Annotated in this window: 19 protein-coding genes; 12 read left to right on the forward strand and 7 right to left on the reverse strand. The window is 49.5% G+C overall.

Features of this window, described 5'->3' with window-relative positions; translation table 11 throughout:
* The first annotated feature begins 3 nt into the window (after positions 1-3).
* The 5 genes from BMY16_RS09495 (at position 4) to BMY16_RS09515 (ending at position 5,980) form a co-directional block, all read left to right on the forward strand.
* The gene (locus BMY16_RS09495; RefSeq protein WP_091841942.1) at positions 4-345 is read left to right on the forward strand and encodes a hypothetical protein; all 342 of its coding nucleotides are present in this window, start codon (positions 4-6) and stop codon (positions 343-345) included.
* 24 nt (positions 346-369) lie between these two features.
* Entirely contained in the window at positions 370-1,923 is a 1,554-nt protein-coding gene (locus BMY16_RS09500) for an NAD(P)/FAD-dependent oxidoreductase (RefSeq protein WP_091841944.1), read from the forward strand.
* Positions 1,924-2,035: 112 nt separating this feature from the next.
* A complete protein-coding gene (locus BMY16_RS09505; RefSeq protein ID WP_091841946.1) occupies positions 2,036-2,656 on the forward strand; it encodes a cytidylate kinase-like family protein in 621 nt (206 codons plus the stop codon).
* A 92-nt stretch (positions 2,657-2,748) separates the two neighbouring features.
* On the forward strand, positions 2,749-5,211 hold the full coding sequence (gene pheT / locus BMY16_RS09510) for a phenylalanine--tRNA ligase subunit beta (RefSeq protein ID WP_091841947.1): 2,463 nt from the start codon (positions 2,749-2,751) through the stop codon (positions 5,209-5,211).
* Positions 5,212-5,254: 43 nt separating this feature from the next.
* Complete coding sequence (locus BMY16_RS09515) at positions 5,255-5,980, forward strand: YebC/PmpR family DNA-binding transcriptional regulator (RefSeq protein WP_091841949.1); 726 nt, start codon at positions 5,255-5,257, stop codon at positions 5,978-5,980.
* A 37-nt stretch (positions 5,981-6,017) separates the two neighbouring features.
* Here the strand turns inward: BMY16_RS09515 and BMY16_RS09520 are convergent, their stop codons facing one another.
* The gene (locus BMY16_RS09520; protein ID WP_244513014.1) at positions 6,018-6,404 is read right to left on the reverse strand and encodes a hypothetical protein; all 387 of its coding nucleotides are present in this window, start codon (positions 6,402-6,404) and stop codon (positions 6,018-6,020) included.
* A gap of 104 nt (positions 6,405-6,508) precedes the next feature.
* Between BMY16_RS09520 and lepA the strand changes: the two genes are divergently transcribed.
* Positions 6,509-8,290: a translation elongation factor 4 gene (lepA, locus tag BMY16_RS09525; protein ID WP_091841950.1), complete on the forward strand. Its 1,782-nt coding sequence runs from the start codon at positions 6,509-6,511 to the stop codon at positions 8,288-8,290.
* 21 nt (positions 8,291-8,311) lie between these two features.
* Entirely contained in the window at positions 8,312-8,914 is a 603-nt protein-coding gene (locus BMY16_RS09530) for a Crp/Fnr family transcriptional regulator (protein WP_091841952.1), read from the forward strand.
* 35 nt (positions 8,915-8,949) lie between these two features.
* On the opposite strand, the gene BMY16_RS09535 is transcribed toward BMY16_RS09530, so the two are convergent.
* The 6 genes from BMY16_RS09535 to BMY16_RS09560 all read right to left on the reverse strand — a co-directional run bounded on the left by BMY16_RS09535 (position 8,950) and on the right by BMY16_RS09560 (position 18,825).
* A complete protein-coding gene (locus tag BMY16_RS09535) occupies positions 8,950-10,389 on the reverse strand; it encodes an ATP-binding cassette domain-containing protein (RefSeq protein WP_091841953.1) in 1,440 nt (479 codons plus the stop codon).
* Positions 10,367-10,957 carry a crossover junction endodeoxyribonuclease RuvC gene (gene ruvC / locus BMY16_RS09540; protein ID WP_091841955.1) on the reverse strand — a complete coding sequence of 197 codons (591 nt, stop codon included), beginning with the start codon at positions 10,955-10,957 and terminating at the stop codon, positions 10,367-10,369. Before ruvC ends, BMY16_RS09535 begins: the two co-directional genes overlap by 23 nt.
* A gap of 56 nt (positions 10,958-11,013) precedes the next feature.
* Complete coding sequence (gene feoB, locus BMY16_RS09545) at positions 11,014-13,422, reverse strand: ferrous iron transport protein B (RefSeq protein WP_091841956.1); 2,409 nt, start codon at positions 13,420-13,422, stop codon at positions 11,014-11,016.
* A gap of 96 nt (positions 13,423-13,518) precedes the next feature.
* The gene (locus tag BMY16_RS09550) at positions 13,519-14,223 is read right to left on the reverse strand and encodes an ABC transporter ATP-binding protein (RefSeq protein WP_091841958.1); all 705 of its coding nucleotides are present in this window, start codon (positions 14,221-14,223) and stop codon (positions 13,519-13,521) included.
* Positions 14,224-14,240: 17 nt separating this feature from the next.
* Positions 14,241-17,630, reverse strand: a complete 3,390-nt coding sequence (secA, locus tag BMY16_RS09555) for a preprotein translocase subunit SecA (protein ID WP_091841959.1) — start codon at positions 17,628-17,630, stop codon at positions 14,241-14,243.
* A 10-nt stretch (positions 17,631-17,640) separates the two neighbouring features.
* Positions 17,641-18,825: a lipoprotein N-acyltransferase Lnb domain-containing protein gene (locus BMY16_RS09560; RefSeq protein WP_091841961.1), complete on the reverse strand. Its 1,185-nt coding sequence runs from the start codon at positions 18,823-18,825 to the stop codon at positions 17,641-17,643.
* Positions 18,826-18,982: 157 nt separating this feature from the next.
* Between BMY16_RS09560 and BMY16_RS09565 the strand changes: the two genes are divergently transcribed.
* The 5 genes from BMY16_RS09565 to BMY16_RS09585 all read left to right on the forward strand — a co-directional run bounded on the left by BMY16_RS09565 (position 18,983) and on the right by BMY16_RS09585 (position 25,799).
* Positions 18,983-20,257 (forward strand): hypothetical protein, encoded by a 1,275-nt coding sequence (locus tag BMY16_RS09565; protein WP_091842006.1) that lies wholly within the window; start codon positions 18,983-18,985, stop codon positions 20,255-20,257.
* Entirely contained in the window at positions 20,230-20,892 is a 663-nt protein-coding gene (gene lptC, locus BMY16_RS09570) for an LPS export ABC transporter periplasmic protein LptC (RefSeq protein ID WP_091841963.1), read from the forward strand. Before BMY16_RS09565 ends, lptC begins: the two co-directional genes overlap by 28 nt.
* A complete protein-coding gene (locus BMY16_RS09575) occupies positions 20,889-22,175 on the forward strand; it encodes a hemolysin family protein (RefSeq protein ID WP_244513015.1) in 1,287 nt (428 codons plus the stop codon). Before lptC ends, BMY16_RS09575 begins: the two co-directional genes overlap by 4 nt.
* Before the next feature lie 90 nt (positions 22,176-22,265).
* The gene (locus tag BMY16_RS09580) at positions 22,266-24,401 is read left to right on the forward strand and encodes a peptidylprolyl isomerase (RefSeq protein ID WP_091841965.1); all 2,136 of its coding nucleotides are present in this window, start codon (positions 22,266-22,268) and stop codon (positions 24,399-24,401) included.
* A 102-nt stretch (positions 24,402-24,503) separates the two neighbouring features.
* Positions 24,504-25,799, forward strand: a complete 1,296-nt coding sequence (locus BMY16_RS09585; protein WP_091841966.1) for a hypothetical protein — start codon at positions 24,504-24,506, stop codon at positions 25,797-25,799.
* The last annotated feature ends 215 nt before the right edge of the window (positions 25,800-26,014 follow it).

Consider the following 26,014-nt stretch of genomic DNA (forward strand, 5'->3'; position numbering starts at 1 on the left):
ACGATGAAGTTAATATACAACAAATATTTCCCCTTTGGCAGTTTCTATGCTGCTAACATCTTCGGCCTTATCTTTTGTCGTAGCGACAAAGGGCGGTTGGATGAGGTGGAGAAAAATCATGAATATATTCACACCCTCCAGCAGCGCGAGATGCTGTTCGTGGGTTTTCTCCTCTGGTACTGCATAGAGTGGTTGTGGCGCTATGCCAAGTGCCATAACTTTATGAAAGCCTACCACGACCTCTATTTCGAGCGTGAAGCCTACCTGATGCAAGGTGACCTCGACTATCGCCATCATCGTCGTCATTACGCCTGGTGGCATTTGCGCAAGAAGAAGACATTATAATAATAATCAGAAAACAAGGCAAAAATGACGAATGAATACCAAATACGGGTCGTGCCAGAGGTGGCAGCACAAGAAGATAGGTTGAAGGCTTATCTGGCTGAGGAATATGGCTTCGACGTAAGGACAATATATGGTGTGCGCATTCTGAAACGTAGCATCGATGCCCGCCAGAGACAGATATACGTAAACCTTAAAGTAAGGACATATATCAACGAACAGCCACACGATGATGAATATCAGCGGACAGATTATCCGAATGTGGAAGGACACCCTCAGGTGATTGTGGTGGGTGCTGGTCCTGGAGGTCTGTTTGCAGCCCTCAGGTTGATAGAACTCGGACTGCGCCCCGTCGTATTGGAAAGAGGAAAGGACGTACACGAACGGAAAAAGGATCTGGCTCTGATTACCAAGACACAGAAAATAGATGCTGAAAGTAACTACTGTTTTGGAGAGGGTGGGGCTGGTGCCTATTCTGACGGCAAGCTCTACACACGAAGTAAAAAACGTGGTAATACAGACAAAATCCTCAACGTGTTTTGTCAGCATGGTGCTTCAACGGCTATCCTTGCTGATGCCCATCCTCATATTGGAACAGACAGGCTGCCGAAGGTGATAGAGGCGATGCGAAATACCATCATCAATTGTGGTGGTGAAGTGCATTTCAAGACGAAGATGACGCAGCTGATCATGCAGGGGAATACGACGGTTGGTTGTATTGCTGATAAAGAATATAGAGGACCAGTAATCCTGGCTACAGGTCACTCTGCCAGAGACGTTTACAGATATCTGGCTGAAGCAAAGGTTGAAATCGAAGCGAAGGGAATAGCTGTAGGCGTGAGACTAGAGCATCCGAGCCAATTGATAGACCAAATCCAGTATCACTCAAAGCAGGGTAGAGGCCGCTGGCTGCCTGCTGCAGAGTACGCGATGGTGACCCAGGTGCAAGGACGAGGTGTATATTCGTTCTGTATGTGTCCTGGAGGTTTCGTGATACCAGCAGCTACGGATAAGGAGCAAATCGTGGTGAATGGCATGAGCCCTGCCAATCGCGGTACAGCGTGGTCAAATTCCGGAATGGTAGTCGAGGTACGTCCTGAGGATGTAAAAGACGAAGATTCGTTGAAAGTGATGCGATTTCAGGAGGAGTTAGAACGTATGTGCTGGCAGCAGGGAAACATGAAACAGACAGCTCCTGCACAACGAATGGCAGACTTCGTAAACGGACGACTGAGCTACGACCTCCCCAAATCGTCGTATGCCCCAGGACTGATCTCCAGTCCGCTGCACTTTTGGTTGCCTAAGATGATATCTCATCGTCTGCAGGAAGGCTTTAAGATTTTCGGACGGAATGCTCATGGTTTCTTAACTAATGAGGCTGTAATGATAGCCGTTGAGACGAGAACGTCATCACCTGTACGCATTGTAAGAGATCGTGAGACACTGATGCACGTGAGAATTCAGGGACTCTTCCCTTGTGGTGAGGGTGCAGGCTATGCAGGAGGCATCGTTTCTGCAGGGGTCGATGGCGAGCGATGTGCTGAAGCTGCAGCACAATATTTGGGAAAGGTGATAACGTGAGAAAGGAAAAAGGTAAAAAAGAGTGAAAAGATTTGGAAGTTCCAAATCTTTTTTGTATCTTTGCGATGTAAAACTATAAGAGGAAAATGTTTAACTAATATACTGTACAATTATGAACAGGGAGGAACAATTCGTGATTACAATCAGCCGTCAGTTTGGAACAGGCGGTCACGAGATTGGAGCAGAGATGGCACGCCGCTTGGGCGTGAAGTTGCTCGACAAGCAGATTCTGAATGAGGTGGCCAAACGCAACCATGTAGTGGAAGAGGCGATGGAAAAGATTGAGGCAAGAAACCCGCTATGGCGTGACGACTTTACCAATTTCTACCGCAACTACATGAGCAAGGCGGAGTATGATGGACAGGAGCACGACCAGACATCGCGTGACCTCTTCAAGGCACAGTGTGATGCCATTAAGAAAATTGCCAGTGAAGAGTCGTGTGTCATTGTGGGTCGTTGTGGATTCCACATCTTTGAGAATCATCCTAATGCGCTGAAGATTTTTATTCATTCTACTGAGGATTGCCGTAAGCGCAGGATAGCCGAGAAATACGGTCTGGACCTGCGGGATGCAGCTGCGATGGTCGTGGACAACGACTATAGCCGCGAGCTCTATACTAAGACGTTTACGGGCAAGGACTGGACGGATGCGCGGAACTACGACATCTCAATTGACGTCAGGAAATTCGGCATCAATGGCGCCGTTGATTTCTTAATGAAGTGTATCGAGTAATTTTTTGGGGAAATAATTTGTATATGTACCGATTTTTTAGTACCTTTGCACGCTGAAATTTCAAAGTTAGTAATTACTAAAGAATCGGTATAATGAATATTTCCTACAAATGGTTGAAGGAATACGTGGATTTCGACCTCACGGCCCAGCAGGTATGTGATGCCCTGACGTCAACAGGTCTCGAAGTCGACGCATTGGAAGAAGTACAGAGTATCAAAGGCGGTCTGAAAGGCCTTTATGTCGGTAAGGTGCTGACGTGTGAGGCCCATCCGAACTCAGATCACCTGCATGTAACAACAGTAGACTTAGGCAAGGGCGAGCCTTCGCAGATTGTGTGTGGTGCGCCCAATGTGGCAGCTGGTCAGAAGGTGATTGTGGCCGATTTGGGCTGTGTCCTCTACGATGGTGATCAGGAGTTTGTGATTAAGAAATCAAAGCTACGTGGCGTAGAGAGCAATGGTATGATCTGTGCCGAGGACGAGATTGGCATTGGTACTGATCATGCTGGTATTATCGTTCTACCAGAAGATGCTGTAGTGGGTACGCCTGCTGCAGAGTACTATCATCTGGAGAGCGACTGGCTGATTGAGGTGGACATCACTGCCAACCGTGCCGACGGACTGAGTCACTGGGGTGTGGCACGCGACCTGTATGCCTGGCTCAAGAGCAATGGCTATGAGACTAAGATGCATCGCCCCGACTGCTCTGCGTTTACTGTAGATAATCACGATCTGCCTATCGAGGTAAAGATTGAGAATACAGAAGCTTGTAAACGATATGCTTGCGTTAGCGTAACCGACTGTGAGGTTAAGGAGAGTCCTGAGTGGCTTAAGAACAAATTGAATACTATCGGATTGCGTCCAATCAATAATATCGTCGACATCACTAACTATGTGATGATGGCATATGGTCAGCCTCTGCACACATTTGACGCTGACATGGTGAAGGGTCACAAGATTGTGGTCAAGACGATGCCTGACGGAACGCCTTTCCAGACTCTGGACGGGGAAGAGCACAAGTTGAGCGACCGCGATCTGGCAATCTGCAACGAGGAAGAGCCAATGTGTATCGCTGGTGTATTCGGCGGTAAGGGTAGTGGTACTTACGAGACAACAAAGAACGTGGTGCTGGAGAGTGCTTATTTCCACCCAACATGGATTCGTAAGAGTGCACGTCGCCATGGACTGAGCACCGATGCAAGCTTCCGCTTTGAGCGTGGAGTTGATCCTAACGGAACTATCTATGCTCTGCAGCAGGCTGCTATACTGTGTAAAGAGCTGGCTGGCGGTAAGGTAAGCATGGAGATTTGTGATGTTTATCCAGAGCCTATGAAGAATGCTGTGGTTGACCTCACATATAAATATGTACACGACTTGGTGGGTAAGGATATTCCTGTAGATAAGATTAAGAGCATCTGCGAGAGTCTGGAGATGAAGGTTCTCGAGGAGACTGCAGAGGGCTTGAAGCTGGAGATTCCTGCTTATCGTGTAGACGTGACCCGTCCTTGCGATGTGGTAGAGGATATCCTGCGTATTTATGGTTATAATAATGTGGAGATTCCTACACAGCTGAAGGGCTCGCTCGTTATCAAGGGCGATGAGGACCAGAAGCACAAGCTGGCTAATCTGGTTAGCGAGCAGCTGGTAGGCGAGGGATTCAACGAGATTCTGAACAACTCACTGACAAAGGGAGCCTACTATGAGGGGCATAACGCCTATCCTGCAGAGAATTGCGTTAAAATCATGAATCCTCTTTCTACTGATTTGAACGTGATGCGTCAGACATTATTGTATGGCGGTTTGGAGAGTATCCAGCACAACGTGAACCGAAAGCGTCAGAACCTGCGTTTCTTCGAGTTTGGTAATGTTTATACTTTCTCACCTGAGAAGAAGAATGAAGACGACCCGATGCAGGCCTACAAGGAGCAGTATCACTGTGGCTTGTGGCTTACAGGTAAGCGTGTTGAGGGCTCTTGGGCGCATGCTAACGAGGAGAGCAGTTTCTACGAGTTGAGCGCATACGTTGAGAACATTCTGCGTCGTATCGGTGTTAAACCAGGTATGATTGTTCGCAAGAAGAGCGATAGCGAAATCTTCTCAGCTGGTATCACTATCGAGAATCGTGGTGGTAAGAAGCTGATAGAGATGGGTATCATCGCAAAGAAACTTCAGAAGCAGTTCGGATTGGATGCTCCTGTATTCTATGCAGAGCTTAACTGGACCGCACTGATGAAGGTTATTAAGAAGAATGAGGTGCTCTACACTGAGGTGCCTAAGTTCCCTGCTGTTAGTCGCGACCTTGCTTTGCTGGTTGACAATAGCGTAGAGTTTGCTCAGATTGAGCAGATAGCTCGTCAGACAGAAAAGAAACTTCTGAAGAATGTGGAACTCTTTGATGTCTATGAAGGTGATAAACTGCCTGCTGGTAAGAAGTCATACGCCGTTAACTTCGTCCTTCAGGACGAGGAGAAGACCATGGGTGATAAGCAGATTGATGCCATCATGCAGAAGTTGATTACAAACCTCAAGAAACAACTCAACGCCGAACTGCGTTAAAAGATAAAAAGGTAAAAAAGTAAAATATAAAAAAGTTAATCCAATGGGAAGAGCATTTGAATATCGTAAGGCTACGAAGCTGAAGAGATGGGGCCATATGGCCAAGACATTTACAAAAATTGGTAAGCAGATTGCCATTGCCGTAAAGGCTGGCGGTCCCGAGCCGGAGAACAATCCTGCATTGCGTGCTATCATCGCCAACGCCAAGCGCGAGAATATGCCGAAGGATAACATCGAGCGTGCTATCAAGAACGCAATGGGTAAAGACCAGAGCGACTACAAAGAGGTGACTTACGAGGGATATGGACCTCACGGAATTGCTATCTTTGTGGAGACGCTGACAGACAACACCACCCGTACCGTAGGTGACGTTCGTTCAGTATTCAACAAGTTTAATGGTAACCTGGGTACACAGGGCTCTCTGAGTTTCCTGTTCGACCACAAGGCTGTTTTCACCTTCAAAAAGAAAGATGGTCTGGATATGGATGAGATGATTCTAGACCTGATTGATTTTGGTGTAGAAGATGAGTTCGACGAGGACGAGGAGGAGAACAGCATCACTATCTATGGTGATCCCTCAAGCTTCGGAGCTATCCAGAAGCATTTGGAGGAGAACGGTTTTGAAGTGACGGGCGCTGAGTTTACTCGCATCCCCAACGACTTGAAGGATGTAACACCTGAAGAGCGTGAAACTATCGATAAGATGGTGGAGAAACTGGAAGACTTCGACGATGTACAGACGGTTTACACCAACATGAAACCCGAGTAAAGATCTATAATCCCCGCCACCCCGGCGGGGATTGTTATTAATAGTCCTTGTCAGTCAAAGTCACTTCAAGTAAAACCTTTTTGGGATCTTTTTCGGAATGGTAGGTATAGGTGAAGTTATAGTGATTTTCCTTGTAGACCTTCATCGCCGTACTGTTCTTCAAATTCTCCTTCAGGATGTCCAGGCCGTTGATTTCCTCCATGACACCTTCACGATCAGCATTGCCTGTCAAAGTATAGTAATAATGTAATGTGTGGGTCTCACGCTCGAAAGTAAGACTGTCGATATTGATGTTCTTCTCGATTTTCGAGGGACAATTCTTCCTTGTGAACTCTTTAGCTTCTCTAGCGCAACGGTCTTCCAATGACTCCTGACATGCAGTCAAAAAGAGGGCAAATGAAGCTATCATGCATAATTTTTTCATAATGAATGCTATTTTTTGGGTGCAAAGATACAAAAAAAAGCAAAATTATGCGATTTCTACTCCTTTTTTTGTAACTTTGCAAATCAAAGTGAGAATAACTATACATGAATCATATAAGGAATTTCTGCATCATTGCGCATATCGATCATGGCAAGTCAACCTTGGCTGACCGTATGCTGGAGTTCACCAAGACCATTCAGGTTACGGAGGGACAGATGCTTGACGATATGGATCTGGAGCGTGAGCGCGGTATCACCATTAAGAGTCACGCCATTCAGATGGAATATATGCACCAGGGAGAGAAGTATATCCTGAACCTGATTGATACCCCAGGACATGTTGACTTCTCGTATGAGGTGTCGCGCTCAATTGCGGCCTGCGAGGGTGCCCTTTTGGTTGTTGATGCCACTCAGGGTGTTCAGGCGCAAACTATTTCGAACCTCTACATGGCCATAGATCACAACCTGGAGATTATCCCTGTGATTAACAAGATAGATATGCCCAGCGCTATGCCAGACGAGGTGGAGGACGAGATTATTGACCTGATAGGCTGTGACCGTGACGACATCATCCGTGCTTCAGGTAAGACGGGTGAAGGCGTGGAACAGATACTTGATGCCGTGGTGGAGCGTATCCCGCATCCTGTAGGTGATGAGAATGCCCCGCTGCAAGCGCTTATCTTCGACTCGGTGTTCAACTCGTTCCGTGGTATTATTGCATACTTTAAGATTACCAACGGCGTAATCAAAACGGGTGACCATGTGAAGTTCTTCAATACAGGCATGGAATATGATGCCGATGAGATCGGTGTGCTGAAGATGGACATGATTCCACGTAAGGAACTGCGCACAGGAGACGTGGGCTATATCATCAGCGGCATCAAGAACTCGAAGGAAGTGAAGGTTGGTGATACTATCACACATGTTGCGGCACCTTGCGACAAGGCCATCGAGGGTTTCCAGGAAGTAAAGCCGATGGTGTTTGCTGGTGTGTATCCCATCGATCCTACAGATTATGAGAACTTGAGGGCCTCATTGGAGAAACTCCAGTTGAACGATGCCTCACTGACATTCACACCAGAGAGTTCTGTAGCCCTGGGCTTCGGTTTCCGTTGCGGTTTCCTGGGGTTGCTCCACATGGAGATTGTGCAGGAGAGATTGGACCGTGAATTTGATATGGATGTGATTACCACCGTACCCAATGTAAGCTATATGTGCTACACCAAGCAAGGAGAGGTAAAAGAGGTTCACAACCCTTCAGGTCTTCCAGATCTCACGATGATAGAACATATTGAAGAGCCCTATATCCGCGCTTCGATTATCACGGCAGCCGACTATATCGGTCCGATTATGACGCTTTGTCTGGATAAGCGTGGTGAGTTGATAGACCAGCAGTATGTCAGCGGAAACCGTATCGAGTTACACTTCATGCTGCCACTCGGAGAGATTGTGATTGACTTCTATGATAAGCTGAAGAGCATTTCAAAAGGCTATGCCTCGTTCGATTATCATGTCGACGGCTTCCGTCCTTCTAAGCTTGCCAAGTTGGATATCCTGCTCAATGGTGAACCTGTTGATGCCCTGTCTACGCTGACGCATCAGGATAATGCCGTCACCTTCGGCCGCCGAATGTGTGAAAAGTTGAAGGAATTGATTCCTCGACAGCAGTTCGATATTGCCATCCAAGCAGCTATTGGTGCCAAGATTATTGCCAGAGAGACGGTGAAGCAGGTTCGCAAGGACGTTACTGCCAAGTGTTATGGCGGTGATGTAAGTCGTAAGCGTAAGTTGCTTGAAAAGCAGAAGCGCGGTAAGAAGCGCATGAAGCAAATTGGAAATGTCGAGGTGCCCCAGAAGGCCTTCCTAGCTGTATTGAAATTGGACTAATAACATAAAGAAATAAAACCTATGCCTAACATTAGTATTACAACAAGAGACGTAGCTCGTGAGCTTGCCCGCAGGTACAGTACAATGACCCATGAAGAGTTGGACCTGTTGGAGAGTATCCTTGTTCCTATGAAGTTCGCTAAGAATGAGATGATTCTGAAGGAGGGAGACACTTGCACCAACATCTATTGGGTGGTGAAGGGATTGGTGCGCCAGTTTTATTACAAGAATGATAAAGAGTTGACCGAATATATGGCGACGGAGAACTCGATTGTAATGTGTATCGAGAGTTTATTCCGTGAGCAGCCAACCTACTTGCAGATTAAGGCTCTGGAGCCGACCATTCTGATTGCAATACCCAAGGCCGATCTTGAGGCAGTGGCAATGAAGAGTGTGAACATCCAGATTCTGTATCGTAAGATTCTGGAGGAGTCGCTGATTCTAAGTCAGCATCATGCTGACATGCTGCGTTTTGAGAGTGCTCAGGACCGTTACCAGAAGCTGGTAAAGAACCAGCCTCAGCTGGTGCTCCGTGCGCCTTTGGTTTATATCGCCAGCTATCTGCAGATGACACCGGAAACACTGTCGCGTGTCCGCACTGCAGCATTGATGGAAGGGAAATAAGAAACACAATTAATCTCGCCTGAGGAAGGGCGGGATTAATTGTTTCTATGAAGGAAGAGTGAGTTATCGATACAATTCGGTAACTCATCTTCGTAATGGGTCACATAGATGAGCGTGCGGTCAGGATCTTCAAACATATAACGATCGACAATGGCTTTTACCAGATTGCGATTGCAAAGGTCCAATCCGTGAAGTGGCTCATCAAGGATTAGTAAATCAGGTGACTTCACGAAAGCGCGCGCCAGTAATACTAACCGCTGTTCACCACTCGACATCTCGAGGAATTTGCGATCAGCCAGATGCTTGATGCCAAAGACATTCATCCATTCAACACACAGGTCTTTCTCCTGCTGGGTAGGACGGAAGTAAAGGCCAATAGTGTCTTTCAGTCCGCTGGCCACAATCTGTATTGCCGGGATGTTCTGCTTGTAGCTTCGGTGCATCTCGGGCGAAACGTAGCCAATATGCTTTTTAATGTCCCAGATGCTCTCCCCAGAACCACGTTTATGACCAAAGAGTGAAATATCACAGGCATAACTCTGAGGATTATCAGCACAGACCAAAGAGAGAAGAGTGGATTTTCCTGAACCATTTTGGCCTGACAGCGCCCAATGCTCACCCCTGAGCACCACCCAGTTTAAATCCTTCAGGATGGTTCGCTCACCGTAGCGGATAGTGACGTGACTAAACTTAATTACGGGCTGTGGTATCGGGGGAATAGGTGATTGATGCTGCACTTGGATAGCATGCGGACAACGCTCAATCTGATAGTCTGTCTTGACTTTAATATCAGAAACAAAGCGAAGACGGTCTAATTTGATGACGCGCGTAATGAACTCAGGTACTTCGTCCATCTTTGAGAGAACAAGTATAATCTGAACACCTTGCTCCTCCGCCAGCATCTTAAGGAGTTCTTTAACCTGGTCTCTGGTTTCAGCATCGAGGCCGATAAAGGGATTCTCTATAATCAGAACTTTTGGCTTGGTAAACAGGTTTGCTGCCAATTTGTATTTACGCAATTCACCGCTCGACAAAAGAATGATATATTTATCCAGCAGATCTTCGAGATGGAACAACTGATAGATATGCTGCTGAAAAGCCCTGCGTTCGGGCGTATCTTCACCTGCCATCTGATAGGCCTCTTCCAGTTTGCTGCCAACGGTAGGCGTTTCCTCATCAATCTCCATTTGATTCCATCGCTGCTGGAGAAAATAAGTTCGGTCGTTGTCACCGCCATAGGTGTCACGAAAAGAGATATGCTTAATATTATTATAGGGTTCGGAGAAGGCATATTTGATCATTCCCGGGAAAACAGGATGACGACCAGTTATCATATCGACGAACATCGACTTTCCGGCTCCGTTACGGCCGATGATGGCAATATGTTCTCCCTCGTCGAGTGAGAAGTTCACAGGTTCGGCCAAAGCCCACTCAGGCTTTTTGGTGATGCCATTAATCATCTCTATTGTCTTCATCTTCCTTATTCTTTCTTTTTGATACTTTGTTTTGGTTCTTATTAATATAGTCTTTCCATCCACGATACTTGACATCATTTACGGGGCGTCCCATCTGCAGGTAGTGGCAATAAGCTGCGGCAAGGGCATCGGTTGCATCCATAAACTTACCCATCTCTTCATTGGGAATCTTCAGCAGACGCTGAAGCATGCCAGCCACCTGTTCCTTTGAGGCATTACCATTACCCGTGAGTGCCATCTTGATCTTCATGGGCGCATATTCATGAATAGGTACTCCATGATGGATAGCTGCAGCAATGGCTGTACCTTGGGCTCTGCCGAGTTTCAGCATCGACTGTACGTTCTTGCCAAAGAATGGGGCCTCAATAGCCATCTCGTCAGGTAGGTAACCGTCGATAATTCCCGTCACACGTTCAAAGATATGCCCTAGTTTCAGATAGGCATCTGGAAACTTGCGCAAGTCAATTACTCCCATGGTAATCATCTGCGCCTTACCGTCGACAATCTTCAGTAAGCCATAACCCATAATGTTCGTGCCGGGATCGATGCCCAATATGATTTTTTCCATATCGGGTGCAAATTTACAAAAAAAAACTGAGACTATCCGAAGATAGCCTCAGTTTTTTATACGAACAAACTTCCAATTTGGAAAACCGCCATACTGGCCAACCAAGCTACGGCAGTGGTATAGACGGCTGCAAAGACAGCCCAACGCCAGGAGCCTGTTTCATTCTTAATAGCTGCAATGGTGGCGATACAGGGGAAGTAGAGTAATATAAATATAAGGTACGCGTAGGCAGCCAATGGTGTGATACCTTCCTGAAGCATCATCTGGCGCAGACGGGTATATTTCTCGTTATCGTCACTGAACGTTTCATCATCGCCAAAGGAGTCATCGCCAGAATAGAGAACGCCGATGGTAGAAGCAACAATCTCCTTGGCACCCACACCAGCCAAAAGACTGACATCGAGTTTCCAATTGAATCCCTGAGGCATAAAAATGGGTTCGATGGTTTTGCCCATTCGTCCGATATAGCTCTGTTCCTGCTGTTGCGGCACGTCGAGCGCATCGTTGTGGGGATAGTAGCCAAGTGCCCATACAATGATGGAGGCCACGAGGATGATGCCTCCCATCTTCTTCAGGTATTCCTTTCCTTTTTCCCAGGTATGGCGCCAGATGGCCTTTGGCGTAGGCCAACGGTAGGGTGGGAGCTCCATCACAAAGGGGGTGTCTTCGCCCTTGATCACCAGCGAGGAGAATATCTTGCTGATCAAGACAGACACGGCAATACCTATTGCATAAAGCGACAGCAGTACCCACGATCGATATTGCAAGGAGAAGAAAGTGCCGGCAATCATGATGTAGATAGGCAGACGAGCCGAACAACTCATAAACGGCAGGATCATCATCGTGATTATTCGCGAACGACGGCTCTCGATGGTGCGGGTAGCCATCACGGCAGGCACGTTACAGCCAAAGCCCATGATCAGAGGGATGAACGACTTTCCATGAAGTCCCATTTTGTGCATCAGCTTATCCATGATAAAGGCGGCACGGGCCATATAACCAGAGTCCTCCATCAGGGAGATGAAGAAATAAAGGATCAGGATTTGTGGTAGGAAGACGATGACGGAGCCTACGCCGCCAATGACACCATCTACGAGCATCGCCTTCAACGGTCCATCAGCCATGGTCTCACTTATCCTATTACCCAGCCAGGCCACGGCCTCCTCTATCCAGTCCATTGGATACTGACCTAGGGAGAAAGTGGTCTCAAACATGATGTAGAGTAACAGGAAGAAGATGGGGAATCCCAGATACTTATGCGAAAGTAGCCTGTCAATGCGATGAGTAACCTTATAGGTATCCTTCTTAGTGCCAGTCTTAAACTTCGCCTCTTTTAAGGCACCATTGATGAAACCGTATTTAGCATCCATGATGGCTGTCTCGGAATCATTGCCCGTCTCTTCCTTCACTCGGGCTGATGCCTTGTCACGGGCATTCGTCAGATTATGAAAGTCATTCATACGGTTCTCGCCCGCCATGTGCTTACCCAGATAATCGAGCACCTGACTGTCGTGTTCCAGCAGTTTCAAGGAGAGGTATCGGGTAGAGTAGTGCTGGGTGATATGCTCATCGGCTTTCAGGTATTTCTGGATGCCTGCAATACCACTCTCGATCTCGTGACCATAGTTGATATGCAGGTGGCGTGAGAACTTGCTGGCACCCTCATAAACTTGGATGACGGCGCGGAAAAGTTCTTTCACACCCATACCGTTCTTGAACGATGTGGGAATCATCGGGATGCCGAAGAGATGACTCAACGTCTCGATATCAACGCTATCGCCGCGATGCTCGAATTCGTCATACATATTGAGCGCGCACACCATGCGAATATTCATATCGACGAGCTGGGTGGTGAGATAGAGATTGCGTTCGAGATTAGAGGAGTCGATGACATTGATGACCACGTCGGGCATCTTCTCCGTCAGGTGTTCGCGGACATAGAGTTCCTCTGGTGAATAGCAACTGAGGGAGTAGGTTCCGGGAAGGTCGGTAAGGTTAAACTCATAGCCGAACATCGAGGCATGGGCCTCCGTGGCATCAACCGTCACACCAGAATAATTGCCTACATGTCCATGAGCCCCGGAGGCATAGTTGAAGAGCGAGGTCTTACCACAATTGGGATTACCCACCAATGCTACATTGATCGTACGACGCTCCTTCATGGCCTCATGACGGATATAGTCATCTTCGTGACGATTGTCATCCAGGGAGAGCCTGAAGGTTGTAGCCTCCAATGGGGTGTCTGCCGAAACCACTTCAATATTGTCAGCCTCCTGATGCCGGAGTGACACCTCATAACCCATCAGTTTATATTTCACAGGATCCTGCAGGGGCGCATTCAGCAGTACCTCCACCTCTTGACCTTTGATGAATCCCATCTCGATGATACGTTTACGGAATCCGCCATGACCCTGCACCTTTACGATAATACCTTTTTCGCCAGTTTTTAATTCCGACAGTTTCATATCTTTCTGAATTTTTGTGCAAAGATACATAAAAAAACTTGCAACTCGTTTGCAATGAGTCACAAGTTTTATTAAATACCTATTAATGATGATATATTATGCTTCTGTCTCGAAGTAGTTCTCCAGTTCCGTACGGGCAGAGCCACCCTCGTTGGGCATGTCCTTGATAATCTGACCCTTCTCAAGCAATGTGATGCGGGTGGAGATATCTACCGTGTGCTGCAGGTTATGACTGGAGATGAGGATTGTGGCACCGGTCTGGTGGTTGTAATCCGTCAGTACATGCTTCAGTACATTCTGGCTTGAGGGATCCAGGAAGTTAAAGGGCTCATCGAGAATCACCAGCTTCGGACGATTGAAGAGGGCCGATATAATACCCACCTTCTGCTTGTTACCTGCCGAGAGGTTACGGATTAGTTTTTTCTGTCCAAAGATCTCACCACCGGCCAGACGCTCGAAATCCTTCAGGCGTTCGTCTACCTGGTCCTGAGTCATGTTCGTAATCTTACCGATAAAGGCAAAATACTCTTCTGGAGTCAGGAAGTCAATCAGGAACCCTTCGTCGATGTAGGCACCAGTGAAGGCTTTCCATTCCTCCGACTGAGCTGGGTTAATACCTCCGAGCGCCACTTCTCCGGCATCAGGTTTCAAGAGGTCAAGCAGCATGCGAAAGAATGTTGTCTTTCCTGCGCCGTTGTTACCTACGAGACCCAGGATATCCCCGTCGTTGATGGTTAAAGAGGGGATGTCGCTGGCCACCGTTTCACCAAACTTCTTTATCAGATTATTGACAGTAATCATCTTTCCGGCAGTTTATTTCAAACGATTCCCTTTCCGTGACAGTTCTTGAACTTCTTACCAGATCCACAGGGACAAGGATCATTACGTCCGGGCAGCTTATCTTTTATAATAGGTGTACGCGGCTGCTGGGCACGGGTATCACTCTGGGCTGCTGCAGCCTGATTAGGATCCGTCAGCTGTTCCTCGCCAATCTGCTGTTTGCTCTCGGTATACTGCTGGCGCTGAGTCCGCTGTTCAGGAGCGGCTTCCTGCACCTGCTGCTGAATCTCAGGAATCTGTCCACGCGTGAGGATGGAGCAGATACGGTTGTACATCTCGTTGATCATATCGTCCCACACCTTCGCACTTTCGAGTTTGAAGATGAGCAACGGGTCTTTCTGCTCGTAAGAGGCATTTTGTACTGAGTGCTTCAGCTCGTCGAGCTGACGCAGGTTCTCCTTCCACGAATCGTCGATGATATGGAGCAGGATTGCCTTCTCAAACTCCTTCACCACGGTCTTGCAATCACTCTCATAGGCCTCCTTGAGGTTACATGGGATGTTGTACATCTTACGTCCGTCGGTAATGGGCACCATGATGCGCTCATACATCTGTCCCTGAGTCTCATAGACATTCTTGATGACAGGCTGTGCCACCAACTGGATGCGCTCCGTCTTACGGCTGAAGTTACCGATGGCAGCCTGGAAGGCGTTCTCCGTTAATACCTCACGCTGCTGGTTGATGAACTCATCGTTCGTAAAGGGCACCTCCATAGAGAGCACATGCAGGAATTCTTCCTTACAGCCCTCATAGTCGTTGTTCTCTATGATGTTCACCACGCGGTCCCAGATGATGTTGGCGATATCCATACCGATACGCTCACCCATGAGGGCGTGACGACGCTTCTCGTAGATAACGGTACGCTGCTTGTTCATCACATCGTCGTACTCGATCAGGCGCTTACGGATACCGAAGTTGTTTTCCTCCACTTTCTTCTGGGCGCGCTCGATACTCTTCGAGATCATCGGACTCTCAATCATTTCACCGTCCTTGAAACCGAGCTTATCCATCACTGAAGCAATACGCTCTGAGGCGAAGAGTCGCATCAGCTTGTCTTCAAGCGATACATAGAAGACGGAAGAACCCGGGTCACCCTGACGACCTGCACGACCACGCAACTGACGGTCTACACGACGGCTCTCATGACGCTCCGTACCGATGATGGCCAGACCTCCTGCAGCCTTCACTTCAGGCGACAGCTTGATATCGGTACCACGACCGGCCATGTTGGTAGCAATCGTGACGGCACCCTTGCCGTTGGTGCTCTGACCTGCGAGTGCCACGATATCTGCTTCCTTCTGGTGCAGCTTGGCATTCAGCACCTGATGGGGGATGCCCTCACGCTTACCGGTCTCGGGATTCACATACATATCGAGCATGCGGCTGAGCAACTCTGAGATCTCCACCGAGGTGGTACCGATCAGCGTCGGACGGCCAGCATTACGCATCTTCACAATCTCCTCGATCACAGCACGGTATTTCTCACGGGCGGTCTTGTAGACACGGTCATCCTGGTCGTTACGGATCACAGGACGGTTCGTGGGGATCTCCACCACGTCGAGTTTGTAGATATCCCAGAACTCACCGGCCTCAGTAGAAGCCGTACCGGTCATACCTGCCAGTTTATGATACATGCGGAAGTAGTTCTGCAGGGTGATGGTGGCGAATGTCTGCGTGGCAGCCTCCACCTTCACGTGCTCCTTGGCCTCTACAGCCTGGTGCAGTCCGTCACTCCAGCGACGGCCTTCCATGATACGGCCTGTCTGCTCATCCACAATCTTCACCTCACCGTCGATCACCACATACTCGTCGTCGCGGTTGAACATACAGTAGGCTTTCAGCAACTGCTGGAGGGTATGTACACGCTCACTCTGAACGGCATAGTGGCTCAGCATCTCGTCCTTCTTGTCAAGACGCTCCTGGTCGGAGAGGCCTGTCTGAGCCTCAAGTGCAGAGAGCTCCGATGTGATATCGGGCAATACGAACAGCTCTGAGTCATTCACCTGGTTAGCCAGCCAGGCAGTACCCTTGTCGGTCAGGTCGCAGGAGTTCAGTTTCTCGTCAACCACGAAATAGAGAGGCTCTACGCACTCAGGCATTCTGCGGTTGTTGTTCTCCATATAGATGTTCTCCGTATTCTGCATACCGCTCTTGATACCTTCTTCCGAAAGGAACTTGATGAGCGGCTTGTTCTTCGGCATGGCCTTGTGCGAACGGTAGAGCGAGAGGAATCCGGCATCGAGTTTCTCCTGACCTTCCTTCTTGTTTCCGGCCTCCACCAGTTTGTTTCCTTCGCTGATCAGCGTCTTGGCATCGGCCAGATACTGGGTAGCGAGCTGGCGCTGAACGCCTACAAGCTTCTCCACCAACGGCTGATACTCCTCAAACATCTGATCGTCGCCCTTGGGCACCGGACCAGAGATAATGAGCGGCGTACGGGCATCGTCGATCAACACGGAGTCAACCTCGTCGACGATGGCATAATTATGGGATCTCTGCACGAGGTCCTGTGGCGAGATGGCCATATTGTCACGCAGATAGTCGAAACCGAACTCGTTGTTCGTACCGAAGGTGATATCAGCCTGATAAGCCTTGCGACGGGCTTCAGAGTTGGGCTGGTGCTTGTCGATACAGTCAACACTCAGACCATGGAACATATAGAGCGGTCCCATCCACTCCGAGTCACGCTTGGCCAGATAGTCGTTCACGGTTACCACGTGCACACCGTTGCCAGTCAGGGCATTCAGGAAGACGGGTAGGGTAGCCACAAGGGTCTTACCTTCACCAGTTGCCATCTCGGCAATCTTTCCCTGATGCAGAACGACACCACCAAACAACTGCACGTCGTAGTGGATCATTTCCCACTTCAGGTCGTTGCCTCCTGCCGTCCAGTGGTTGTGGTAGATGGCCTTGTCGCCATCGATGGTAATGAAGTCCTTCTTCGGATCACCGGCCAGCTCACGGTCGAAGTCGGTAGCCGTAACAACGGTCTCCTCGTTCTCTGCAAATCGGCGGGCTGTCTCCTTGACGATGGCAAACACCTCAGGCATCACCTCGTTCAGGGCTTCCTCGTAGATATCCAGCACTTCCTTCTCGATCTTGTCGATCTGTGCAAAGATGTCGGCACGCTCGTCAATAGGCGTCTCCTCGATCTTGGCCTTCAGCTCTTCGATACGGGCTTTCTGCTCCCGGGCCGAGTTCTGTACCTGTTGCTGGAGCTCTTTCGTGCGCTGACGTAATGCATCGTTATCCAGCTGTTCTATTTTGGGAGAGACGGCCTTCACCTTCTCCACTAAGGGCTGGATGAGTTTCATGTCGCGTGATGACTTATCACCAAAAAGCGACTTCAGAATCTTGTTGAAATTCATATCTAATTATTTACTTTTTTACCTTTTTACTTTTAGAAAACGGCTGCAAAGTTACAAATAAATTCTGTAACGGCCAAATTCTTAGGAGCAAAGATAGTGCCACAATCATCATTCCCTCGGCATAATGCTGGAAAATACCACCAATCAGGTAGAGAATTGTCATGATTAGCAGTACTTTTTGCCAACGCGTGACATTTTGGCGGATAACCGACGGGATGAAGAACAAGGGGAGCGGATTGAGCAACAGAATCTGTAGGTTGGTGCTGGTGGTGGGGTGCTGTGAGAACAGCATGACAAACAAGACGCAGCCTGCCAGTCCTTGAATGGTCATCAGCAACACGTCGTACCATATCTGCCGCTTTCCGGTTTTTCTTTCAATCAACATGATGATGAGGGTGAGGGCCAACAATATCAGGGCACACTCCATAGGTGTCAGTGGAAAGTCGTGCTCGATAACCTGTACGCCAGGCATCACAGGCATCCGGCGCTCTTTGACCAACGGACGATAGGCTCCAGCTGCATAAATCTGAGCATGGTCGAAGTCATACATCAGATTCTCTGGAAGGAACTCCTGCTCCCTCATGTTTGTCTTAAAATCTGACTTTATGCCAAGCAGCATATCGTTGCCGAAGGTGGCCCAACGGTGATTCCTCGTACACTGAGAGACCATCTCCCTGTATGATGGCGTATAATCCTCACGCTGAGTATATTCCAGCTTTCCGTTCAAACATTTCTCAACGATATCTCTTGGGCGTGTAGAACAGTTGTCATAGAAGTAGTTGTACCGATAGATGCGGTTCTCTGGTTTCAGGTTTTCTGCCAATGCAGCCTTCAGGCGCATCTTCTCCTCGTTAGTCAGATTCAGCACCTGTTCCGTCACGCTGCTGCCCCATTGCTGGTAATAGCTGCAGAAGGGCTGGAAAGGGATCGGCCCCAACTCATAATCCGTCAGTCCGAATACAAACCTCAGCACGAAATAGGGCTTGTTGAAATTAAAGATACCCCAGTTGAAGACGATATCACTGCCGGCATCTGGTCCGCTCTGGCGCATGTCGTGCCATCGCAGGGCCGAATGACCATAGAGGCTGTAGATCTCTTCATGCGGCGAACAGGTCAGCAGACTGACTTCAATGGAGTCAAACTGCGCAAGATGGTCATTTCCGTTATCTTCGGCCATCACCTGATTGACGGCCATAAATCCCAATATAAGGAGGAAGAATCTCCTAAAAAAGCTATTTTTTTGTTTCACGATGCAAAATTACTTTATATTTTTCAGTAAAAAGCTATTTTCTCGATTTTTTTCGATAATTTTGCACGCTGAAATGAATTTCTATAGAAATAAACGTCTAAATATGAATAAAATTCTTGCCGGCTTCGTGATGGCTGCCATGGCGACGACGGCTTTTGCTCAGAGTAACACCGACTCGCCTTATAGTCAGTACGGCCTTGGCGACCTCACTGATCAGAGCGTCGGTTTCAATAAAGGCATGAACGGCGTGGGACTTGCCATGCACAAGGGTAATGAGGTTAATCCCATGAACCCCGCTTCCTACAGTTCTGTCGATTCTTTGTCGATGATTTTCGATGCCGGACTTTCCGGACAGATTACCAATTATAAGGAGAACGGAAAGCACTTGAACGGAAAGAGTGGCGGTTTCGACTATGTAGCCGCCTTATTCAGAGTCGTCAAGCACGTCGGTGTCTCTTTCGGCGTATTGCCTTATTCCAATATTGGCTATAAGTACTCCTCAACCACGCCGCTGACAGAGCTGCAGACGACTGTCAACAGCACCTATTCCGGATCGGGCGGTCTGCACCAGTTGTATATCGGAGCCGGATGGAACATTGTGAAGCCTCTGTCCATCGGTGTCAATGTGGCCTATCTCTGGGGCGAATACAACCGTAGTATCGCCACCAGCAGCAATTCGGTCATCAACACGCTGTCCAAGCAGTATTCTGCCGATATCAGCAGCTATAAGATCGACCTGGGCATACAATTCGACCAGAAGATTGGCAAAGACGACTATCTGACCATTGGTGCCACCTGGTCGCCCGGTCACAGTCTGAAGTCTGATCCCCAATGTCTGCTTGTCAGCAAAAACGCCTCTATCAGCAAGTCGGATACAACTGTCTTTACGATCTCCGACGGTTTGAAACTGCCCGACACCTATGGCATCGGTATCGGCTACAGCCATGCCAGATCGTTCCGTGCCGGAGCCGACTTCGTCATGCAGAAGTGGGGTAGTATCGACTTCCCTCATTTCGACGGCAGTGTCTACAGGCTTTATCCCAATCTGTTAAAGGACAGCTATCGCGTGAAGGCCGGCATGGAGTGGACACCCAGAGCCATGAGCCGCAGATTATATGAGCGCGTCAGCTACCGCCTCGGTGTCGGTTACGCTACACCTTATTATTATATTAACGGTCAGGAAGGTCCAAAGGAGTTCGGAGCCAGCATCGGTTTCGGCATCCCCATCGTCAATGGCTACAACAACCGTAGTGTGCTGAATATCAGCGGCCAATGGATTTCACGCTCGGCCGACAACCTGATTAAGGAGAACACCTTCCGTATCAACATCGGTCTGACATTCAACGAGAGATGGTTCGCAAAGTGGAAGGTCGAATAATAGCCGTAGCCCTTCTGGCGACGATGCTATGGTCGTGTGAAGAGCAGAAAGAGCATATTGCTGCGCCTATCTATGAGCGCGACTCTGTGTCCGTGATGACCACCTATGGAGTCAATACGCTCATCAGCGACTCGGGTGTCATCAAATACAAGATCGTCACCGAGCGCTGGGATGTGAATACCGTCAAGAACCCCTCACGCTGGAGTTTTGAGAAAGGCGTGTTCTTCGAGCAGTTCGACGAACAGCTGCATACCGTAGCCCATATTCAGGCTGATACGGCCTGGTATTACGACCAGAAGCGGCTTTGGCATCTTCGTGGCCGTGTCTGCATCCGCAACAACGACGGTCTGCACTACGAGAGCGAGGAGCTCTTCTACGACGGTATCCGCCATGAGCTCTACTCCAATGTGTTCTCCCGTGTGACCACGCCCGAACGCACGATGGAAGGCACGTATTTCCTTAGCGACGAGAACCTGAGGCATTATACCGTCAGCAACTCCAAGGGTGCCTTTTCACGAGAAGACATGACTGGCGAGAAGACCGACGAGGAAGAGACAAAAGACCCCAAAGACACAATAAAAGTGGAGCCTTACGTACGTCCTCAGACCCAGAAACACAGGAGGATAGCCCCATGAACGGATCACAATTCTTCATCGACTGGTCGCTGATTGTCTGGCTCTTGGTCTCCATGCTCTTCTCAGCCTTCTTCTCTGGTATGGAGATCGCATTCGTGTCGAGCAACCGCCTATTGGCGGAGATGGACCGTGAGAAGAACGGTCTCTCGCAGAAGGCCATCAGCTACTTCTATCAGCATCCCAGCAATTTCGTTTCCACCATGTTGGTGGGCAACAATATCGCCCTGGTCATCTACGGCATCCTCTTTGCCCGTATCTTCGACACCACGCTCTTTGCCCCCTTGAGCGACGGCATGCGCGTCACGGCCGACACGCTGTTGTCAACATTCATCGTCCTGTTTACGGGCGAGTTCCTGCCGAAGACCATCTTCAAGAACAATCCGAACACAATGCTCACCGTCTTTGCCGTTCCGGCCTGGGTGTGCTATGTGGTGCTCTGGCCCATCTCGCGCTTTGCAACCCTGCTTTCCAGGGGACTCCTGCGACTTGTGGGCATCCGGATGAGCAAGACCGGCGAGGAGCGCGAGTTTACGAAGGTCGACCTTGACTATCTGGTGCAGACCAGCATCGACAATGCCGACAATGAAGACGAGATAGGCGAGGAGGTGAAGATCTTCCAGAACGCCCTCGACTTCTCTGAGACAAAGATCCGCGACTGCATGGTGCCCCGAACGGAGATCGATGCCGTCGAGGATACCGCCTCCATCGAGGAACTCAAGCAGGTATTCATCGAGAGCGGCCACAGCAAGATTGTGGTCTATCATGAGGATATCGACCATATCATCGGCTATATCCACTCCTCCGACATGTTCACGGCCTCCAAGACGGCCATCTGTGCCGACCTGGTGCGCGAGATCAGCTTCGTGCCCGAGACCATGCTGGCCTCTAAGCTCATGAAACAGCTCATGCAGCAGAAACGCTCGCTGGCCGTCGTCGTCGATGAGTTTGGCGGCACCAGCGGACTCGTGTCGCTGGAAGACATCATGGAGGAGATCACCGGTGAGATTGAAGATGAGCACGACAACACCAACCTCGTTGCCAAGCAGCTCTCTGATCATGAATACATCCTCTCGGCCCGTCAGGAGATTGAAAAGGTCAACGAGATGTTCGACCTCGACCTGCCCGAAAGCGATGAATATATGACTGTTGGCGGACTGATTCTGCATGAATATCAGTCGTTCCCGAAACTCAACGAGATAGTGAAGATCGGCCATTATGAATTCAAAATTGTCAAGAATACGGCCACAAAGATCGAATTGGTGCGTCTAAACGTTACGGAATAGCAATATTTTCCCATGGAAATTTTGCCAATTCAAAGAAAAGTCGTAATTTTGCACCCGTTTTATGAATAATAATTAAAAATTACAATAAAAATGGCAGCATTAGGAAAAATTCGCAAAAGAGGCGTAGCCCTCGTTTGTATTATCGGCCTCGGCCTGTTTGCCTTCATTGCTGAAGAAGCTTTCCGTTCTTGCGAAGCAACCAAGAACCAGCAGCGTCAGCAGATTGGCGAAGTGTTAGGTAACAAAATCAACGTTCAGGAATTCCAGGCTCTCGTCGATGAGTATCAGGATGTTCTGAAGATGACTCAGAACCGTGACAACTTCACGGAGGAAGAGCTCAACCAGATCAAGGATGAGGTATGGAACTCTTACATCAATGAGCAGATCATCAAGAGCGAGGCAGAGAAGCTCGGTCTGACCGTTACCGACGAAGAACTCCAGAACATGTTCAAGGAAGGCACCAACCCCATGTTGATGCAGTCTCCTTTCGTGAACCAGCAGACTGGTCGCTTCGACGTGACCATGCTCACCAAGTTCCTCGACGACTATAAGAAGGCCGCTGGCAATCCCCAGCTCGCTGAGTCATATCAGACCATCTTCAAGTACTGGCAGTTCCTCGAGAAGCAGATCCGCCAGCAGACCCTTGCCCAGAAGTATCAGGCACTGATGGCCAACTGTCTCTTCTCTAACCCCGTTTCAGCCAAGATGGCTTTCGACGGTCAGAACGAGGAGGCCGACATCCAGCTGGCTTCTATCGCTTACAACTCCATCAACGACAACGACATCAAGGTTGACGAGAAGGAGCTCAAGGCCAAGTACGACGAGGAGAAGGAGATGTTCAAGCAGGACGTTGAGACCCGCGACATCAAGTACGTCGACTTCCAGGTGGTGGCTTCAGCTGCCGACCGTGAGGCTCTGATGAAGACCATGGTCGATGCCAGCAACAAGCTGCAGAGTGGGGCAGTACCCGCCGAGGTGGTTCGCAAGGCCCAGAGCCAGTTCCCCTACACGGGCATCGCCGCTACCAAGCGTGCTTATCCCTCTGACATCGTAGCCAAGCTCGACTCCATGTCTGTAGGTCAGACCACCGCTCCCTTCGAGACCAAGAGCGACAACACCCTCAACGTGGTGAAGCTCATCTCCAAGACCCAGATGCCTGACTCTATCGAGTACCGTCAGATCCAGGTTAGTGGTGCTACCGTTGATGCAGCCCGCAAGACTGCCGACAGCATCTACAACGCTGTCAAGGCTGGTGGCGACTTCGAGGCTATCGCCCAGAAGTATGGTCAGACAGCCCAGAAGCAGTGGCTCACCTCTGCCATGTATGAGAACGCCACCACGATGGACGAGGACTCTAAGAACTACCTCAACGCCATCAACGGTCTCGGCGTCAACGAGCTCAAGAACCTCGAGTTCGCCCAGGGCAACATTATCCTTCAGGTCACTGCCCGCAAGGCTATGGTCGACAAGTACGACGTAGCTGTCATCAAGCACACCATCGACTTCTCTAAGAACACATACTCTGAGGCATACAACAAGTTCAGCCAGTATGTCAGCGAGAACAAGACCATCGAGGACCTGGAGAAGAACGCCGCTAAGTTCGGCTTCACCGTTACGCCGCGCAAGGACCTCTTCAACTCTGAGCACAATGTGGCTGGCCTGCGTGCCACCCGTGAGACCATGAAGTGGATCTTCGACGCCAAGGCCGGTGACGTGAGCCCGCTCTACGAGTGTGGTAACAACGACCACCTGCTCGTCGTAGCCCTCACGAAGATCAACCCCGTAGGCTACCGCGCTCTTGGCAGCGTTCAGGATGTGGTAAAGGCCGAGGTGATCCGCGACAAGAAGTTCGAGCAGATCAAGCAGAAGCTCGCCGGTGTTGCCGACATCGCAGCCGCTCAGGCTAAGGGTGCCAAGATCGACTCTGTCAACCAGATCACCTTCACCGCTCCCGTCTTCGTACAGTCTACCGGTGCCAGCGAGCCCGCTCTCGCAGGTGCTGTGGCAGCAGCCAAGGCTGGCGACTTCAGCAAGGCCATCGTAAAGGGTAACGGCGGTGCCTACCTCTTCAAGGTTCTCAAGAAGTCAACCCGCGAAGGTGTGAAGTTCGATGAGAAGGCTGTCGAGCAGCAGCTCCAGATGCAGGCCTCTCAGGCAGCTCGCCTGTTCATTCAGGAGCTCTACCAGAAGGCTGGCGTAGTAGACAATCGCTATCTCTTCTTCTAATATAATTATAAACAAACAAAGAGCCTCGCCACTTTATTTAGTGGCGAGGCTTTTAAATTCTTGACATGACATAATTAACGCTGCGGAATTAAGGAGAATAAAATGAAACAATTACTTAGCGAACGATTCTACACATACTGGGCTGATCCTGAGCATAGCTGGACTGTGCGTATGACCATCAAGATGCGTGACGACATCGACAGGACAATGATGTGCGAGGCCGTGGCCGCCACACAGCAACGTTACCCATACTATGGCGTGAGGCTGCGAAAAACGATCGGCGACAACGGCTTTGAGTACTATGCCTTGGAGGAGAACACGCAGCCGTGGGTAGTGATGCCTACGCAACAGCCTGCCATACTGCTCAGCCCCGAGTCGAACGACCACCTGCTGGCATTCTCCTGTTGGGAGGACAGCATAGCCCTCGATTTCTTCCATGCCTTGACCGATGGCACGGGAGCCTACAACGTGCTGCGCACGCTGATCTACGAATACTGCCGTCGCCGCTATGACAGACAGTTGAGCCGTGAGGGTATCCGTGTGGCAGGCGACGACATCAACCCTGACGAATGGCTTGACCCCGCCTCGCTGCCTCGTCCTGAGAACCTGGACGTGCTGGACGTGCCACCTATGCCAACCCCCATCAATCTCATGAAGGAGGCAGCGCTGACCGTTCAAGATGCCGTGGAGACGGTGTATGTGCAAGTGAGCGAAGAGCAGATGCTGGAGTATGTCAAGCATCGCGACACTTCGCCAGCCACGCTGATATCACTCATGCTCGATCGTGCCATAGCCCGTCTGCATCCTGATAGTGACGACGCTGTGCCTATAGTGGCACTGGCCATCAACCAGCGTCCGGCATTGGGTACACCTCTGGCCGGCGTCTCATTGGCATCGGCCCTGCGTCTGCCGCTGACGCATGAGGCGCAGCAAATGCCCGATGACCTACAGGAAACGGTGTTCAGGGGCATGGTAGTATTGCAGTCGAATGCCGACAATGTGGTTGAAAAGTTCTGGATGACGAACGACAGAATGGACCAGCTAGATCGGATTCCCACCGTAGCAGGCCGACATCAGGCCATGGCTGGGGCCTACCAGCAGGCAGCAGCTGCCGGCACCTGCGTGATGAGCTATGTGGGTAAGGCCAACTTCGGTGCTGCCGAGCGATATATCTGTGACCTGTGTACGGAAGTGTGGGCACCCTATGCCATCACCATCGAACTGAGTGCCGCTGGTGGACAGTTCTGTATCAGCTGGATGCAGCGCATCAGCAACGATGCCTACCTCAACGCGTTTATAGCCGAGCTGCACCGTCAGGGCCTGGATGCCGCCATCGCTTGGCGTCGTCCGCTAGTTATTGCCACCGTTGCCGACTACCATCAAGGCGTTCTGGATTAATCTCCAGGACGCCTTGATTGATTTCATTCTTCCTGGCTTCTAAAACAGGAAAGCATACCCAGGTGCCAGTCCCCACGACTAGAAAAAATAGGGTAAAAAACGTAGGGTGGTACATAAATCTTGCATTTTAGACGTTATTTTGGGTTAAAAATACGATAAAGTTTGCATATATGCATTATTTTTGTTATCTTTGTAGACAAGAAAAATAGATTTTG

The organism is Prevotella sp. ne3005 (genome assembly GCF_900110085.1).
Lineage (GTDB): Bacteria > Bacteroidota > Bacteroidia > Bacteroidales > Bacteroidaceae > Prevotella.

Excerpts from the sequence above, each read along its gene's own strand:
- BMY16_RS09580 (WP_091841965.1), top strand. The coding sequence starts at position 22,266 with ATGGCAGCATTAGGAAAAATTCGCAAAAGAGGCGTAGCCCTCGTTTGT.
- BMY16_RS09560 (WP_091841961.1), bottom strand. The coding sequence starts at position 18,825 with ATGGCCGTCAATCAGGTGATGGCCGAAGATAACGGAAATGACCATCTT.
- BMY16_RS09500 (WP_091841944.1), top strand. The coding sequence starts at position 370 with ATGACGAATGAATACCAAATACGGGTCGTGCCAGAGGTGGCAGCACAA.
- BMY16_RS09515 (WP_091841949.1), top strand. The coding sequence starts at position 5,255 with ATGGGAAGAGCATTTGAATATCGTAAGGCTACGAAGCTGAAGAGATGG.
- lptC (WP_091841963.1), top strand. The coding sequence starts at position 20,230 with ATGGTTCGCAAAGTGGAAGGTCGAATAATAGCCGTAGCCCTTCTGGCG.
- BMY16_RS09495 (WP_091841942.1), top strand. The coding sequence starts at position 4 with ATGAAGTTAATATACAACAAATATTTCCCCTTTGGCAGTTTCTATGCT.
- BMY16_RS09585 (WP_091841966.1), top strand. The coding sequence starts at position 24,504 with ATGAAACAATTACTTAGCGAACGATTCTACACATACTGGGCTGATCCT.
- ruvC (WP_091841955.1), bottom strand. The coding sequence starts at position 10,957 with ATGGAAAAAATCATATTGGGCATCGATCCCGGCACGAACATTATGGGT.
- pheT (WP_091841947.1), top strand. The coding sequence starts at position 2,749 with ATGAATATTTCCTACAAATGGTTGAAGGAATACGTGGATTTCGACCTC.
- secA (WP_091841959.1), bottom strand. The coding sequence starts at position 17,630 with ATGAATTTCAACAAGATTCTGAAGTCGCTTTTTGGTGATAAGTCATCA.
- BMY16_RS09550 (WP_091841958.1), bottom strand. The coding sequence starts at position 14,223 with ATGATTACTGTCAATAATCTGATAAAGAAGTTTGGTGAAACGGTGGCC.
- BMY16_RS09505 (WP_091841946.1), top strand. The coding sequence starts at position 2,036 with ATGAACAGGGAGGAACAATTCGTGATTACAATCAGCCGTCAGTTTGGA.
- BMY16_RS09575 (WP_244513015.1), top strand. The coding sequence starts at position 20,889 with ATGAACGGATCACAATTCTTCATCGACTGGTCGCTGATTGTCTGGCTC.
- BMY16_RS09565 (WP_091842006.1), top strand. The coding sequence starts at position 18,983 with ATGAATAAAATTCTTGCCGGCTTCGTGATGGCTGCCATGGCGACGACG.
- BMY16_RS09530 (WP_091841952.1), top strand. The coding sequence starts at position 8,312 with ATGCCTAACATTAGTATTACAACAAGAGACGTAGCTCGTGAGCTTGCC.
- lepA (WP_091841950.1), top strand. The coding sequence starts at position 6,509 with ATGAATCATATAAGGAATTTCTGCATCATTGCGCATATCGATCATGGC.
- BMY16_RS09535 (WP_091841953.1), bottom strand. The coding sequence starts at position 10,389 with ATGAAGACAATAGAGATGATTAATGGCATCACCAAAAAGCCTGAGTGG.
- BMY16_RS09520 (WP_244513014.1), bottom strand. The coding sequence starts at position 6,404 with ATGAAAAAATTATGCATGATAGCTTCATTTGCCCTCTTTTTGACTGCA.
- feoB (WP_091841956.1), bottom strand. The coding sequence starts at position 13,422 with ATGAAACTGTCGGAATTAAAAACTGGCGAAAAAGGTATTATCGTAAAG.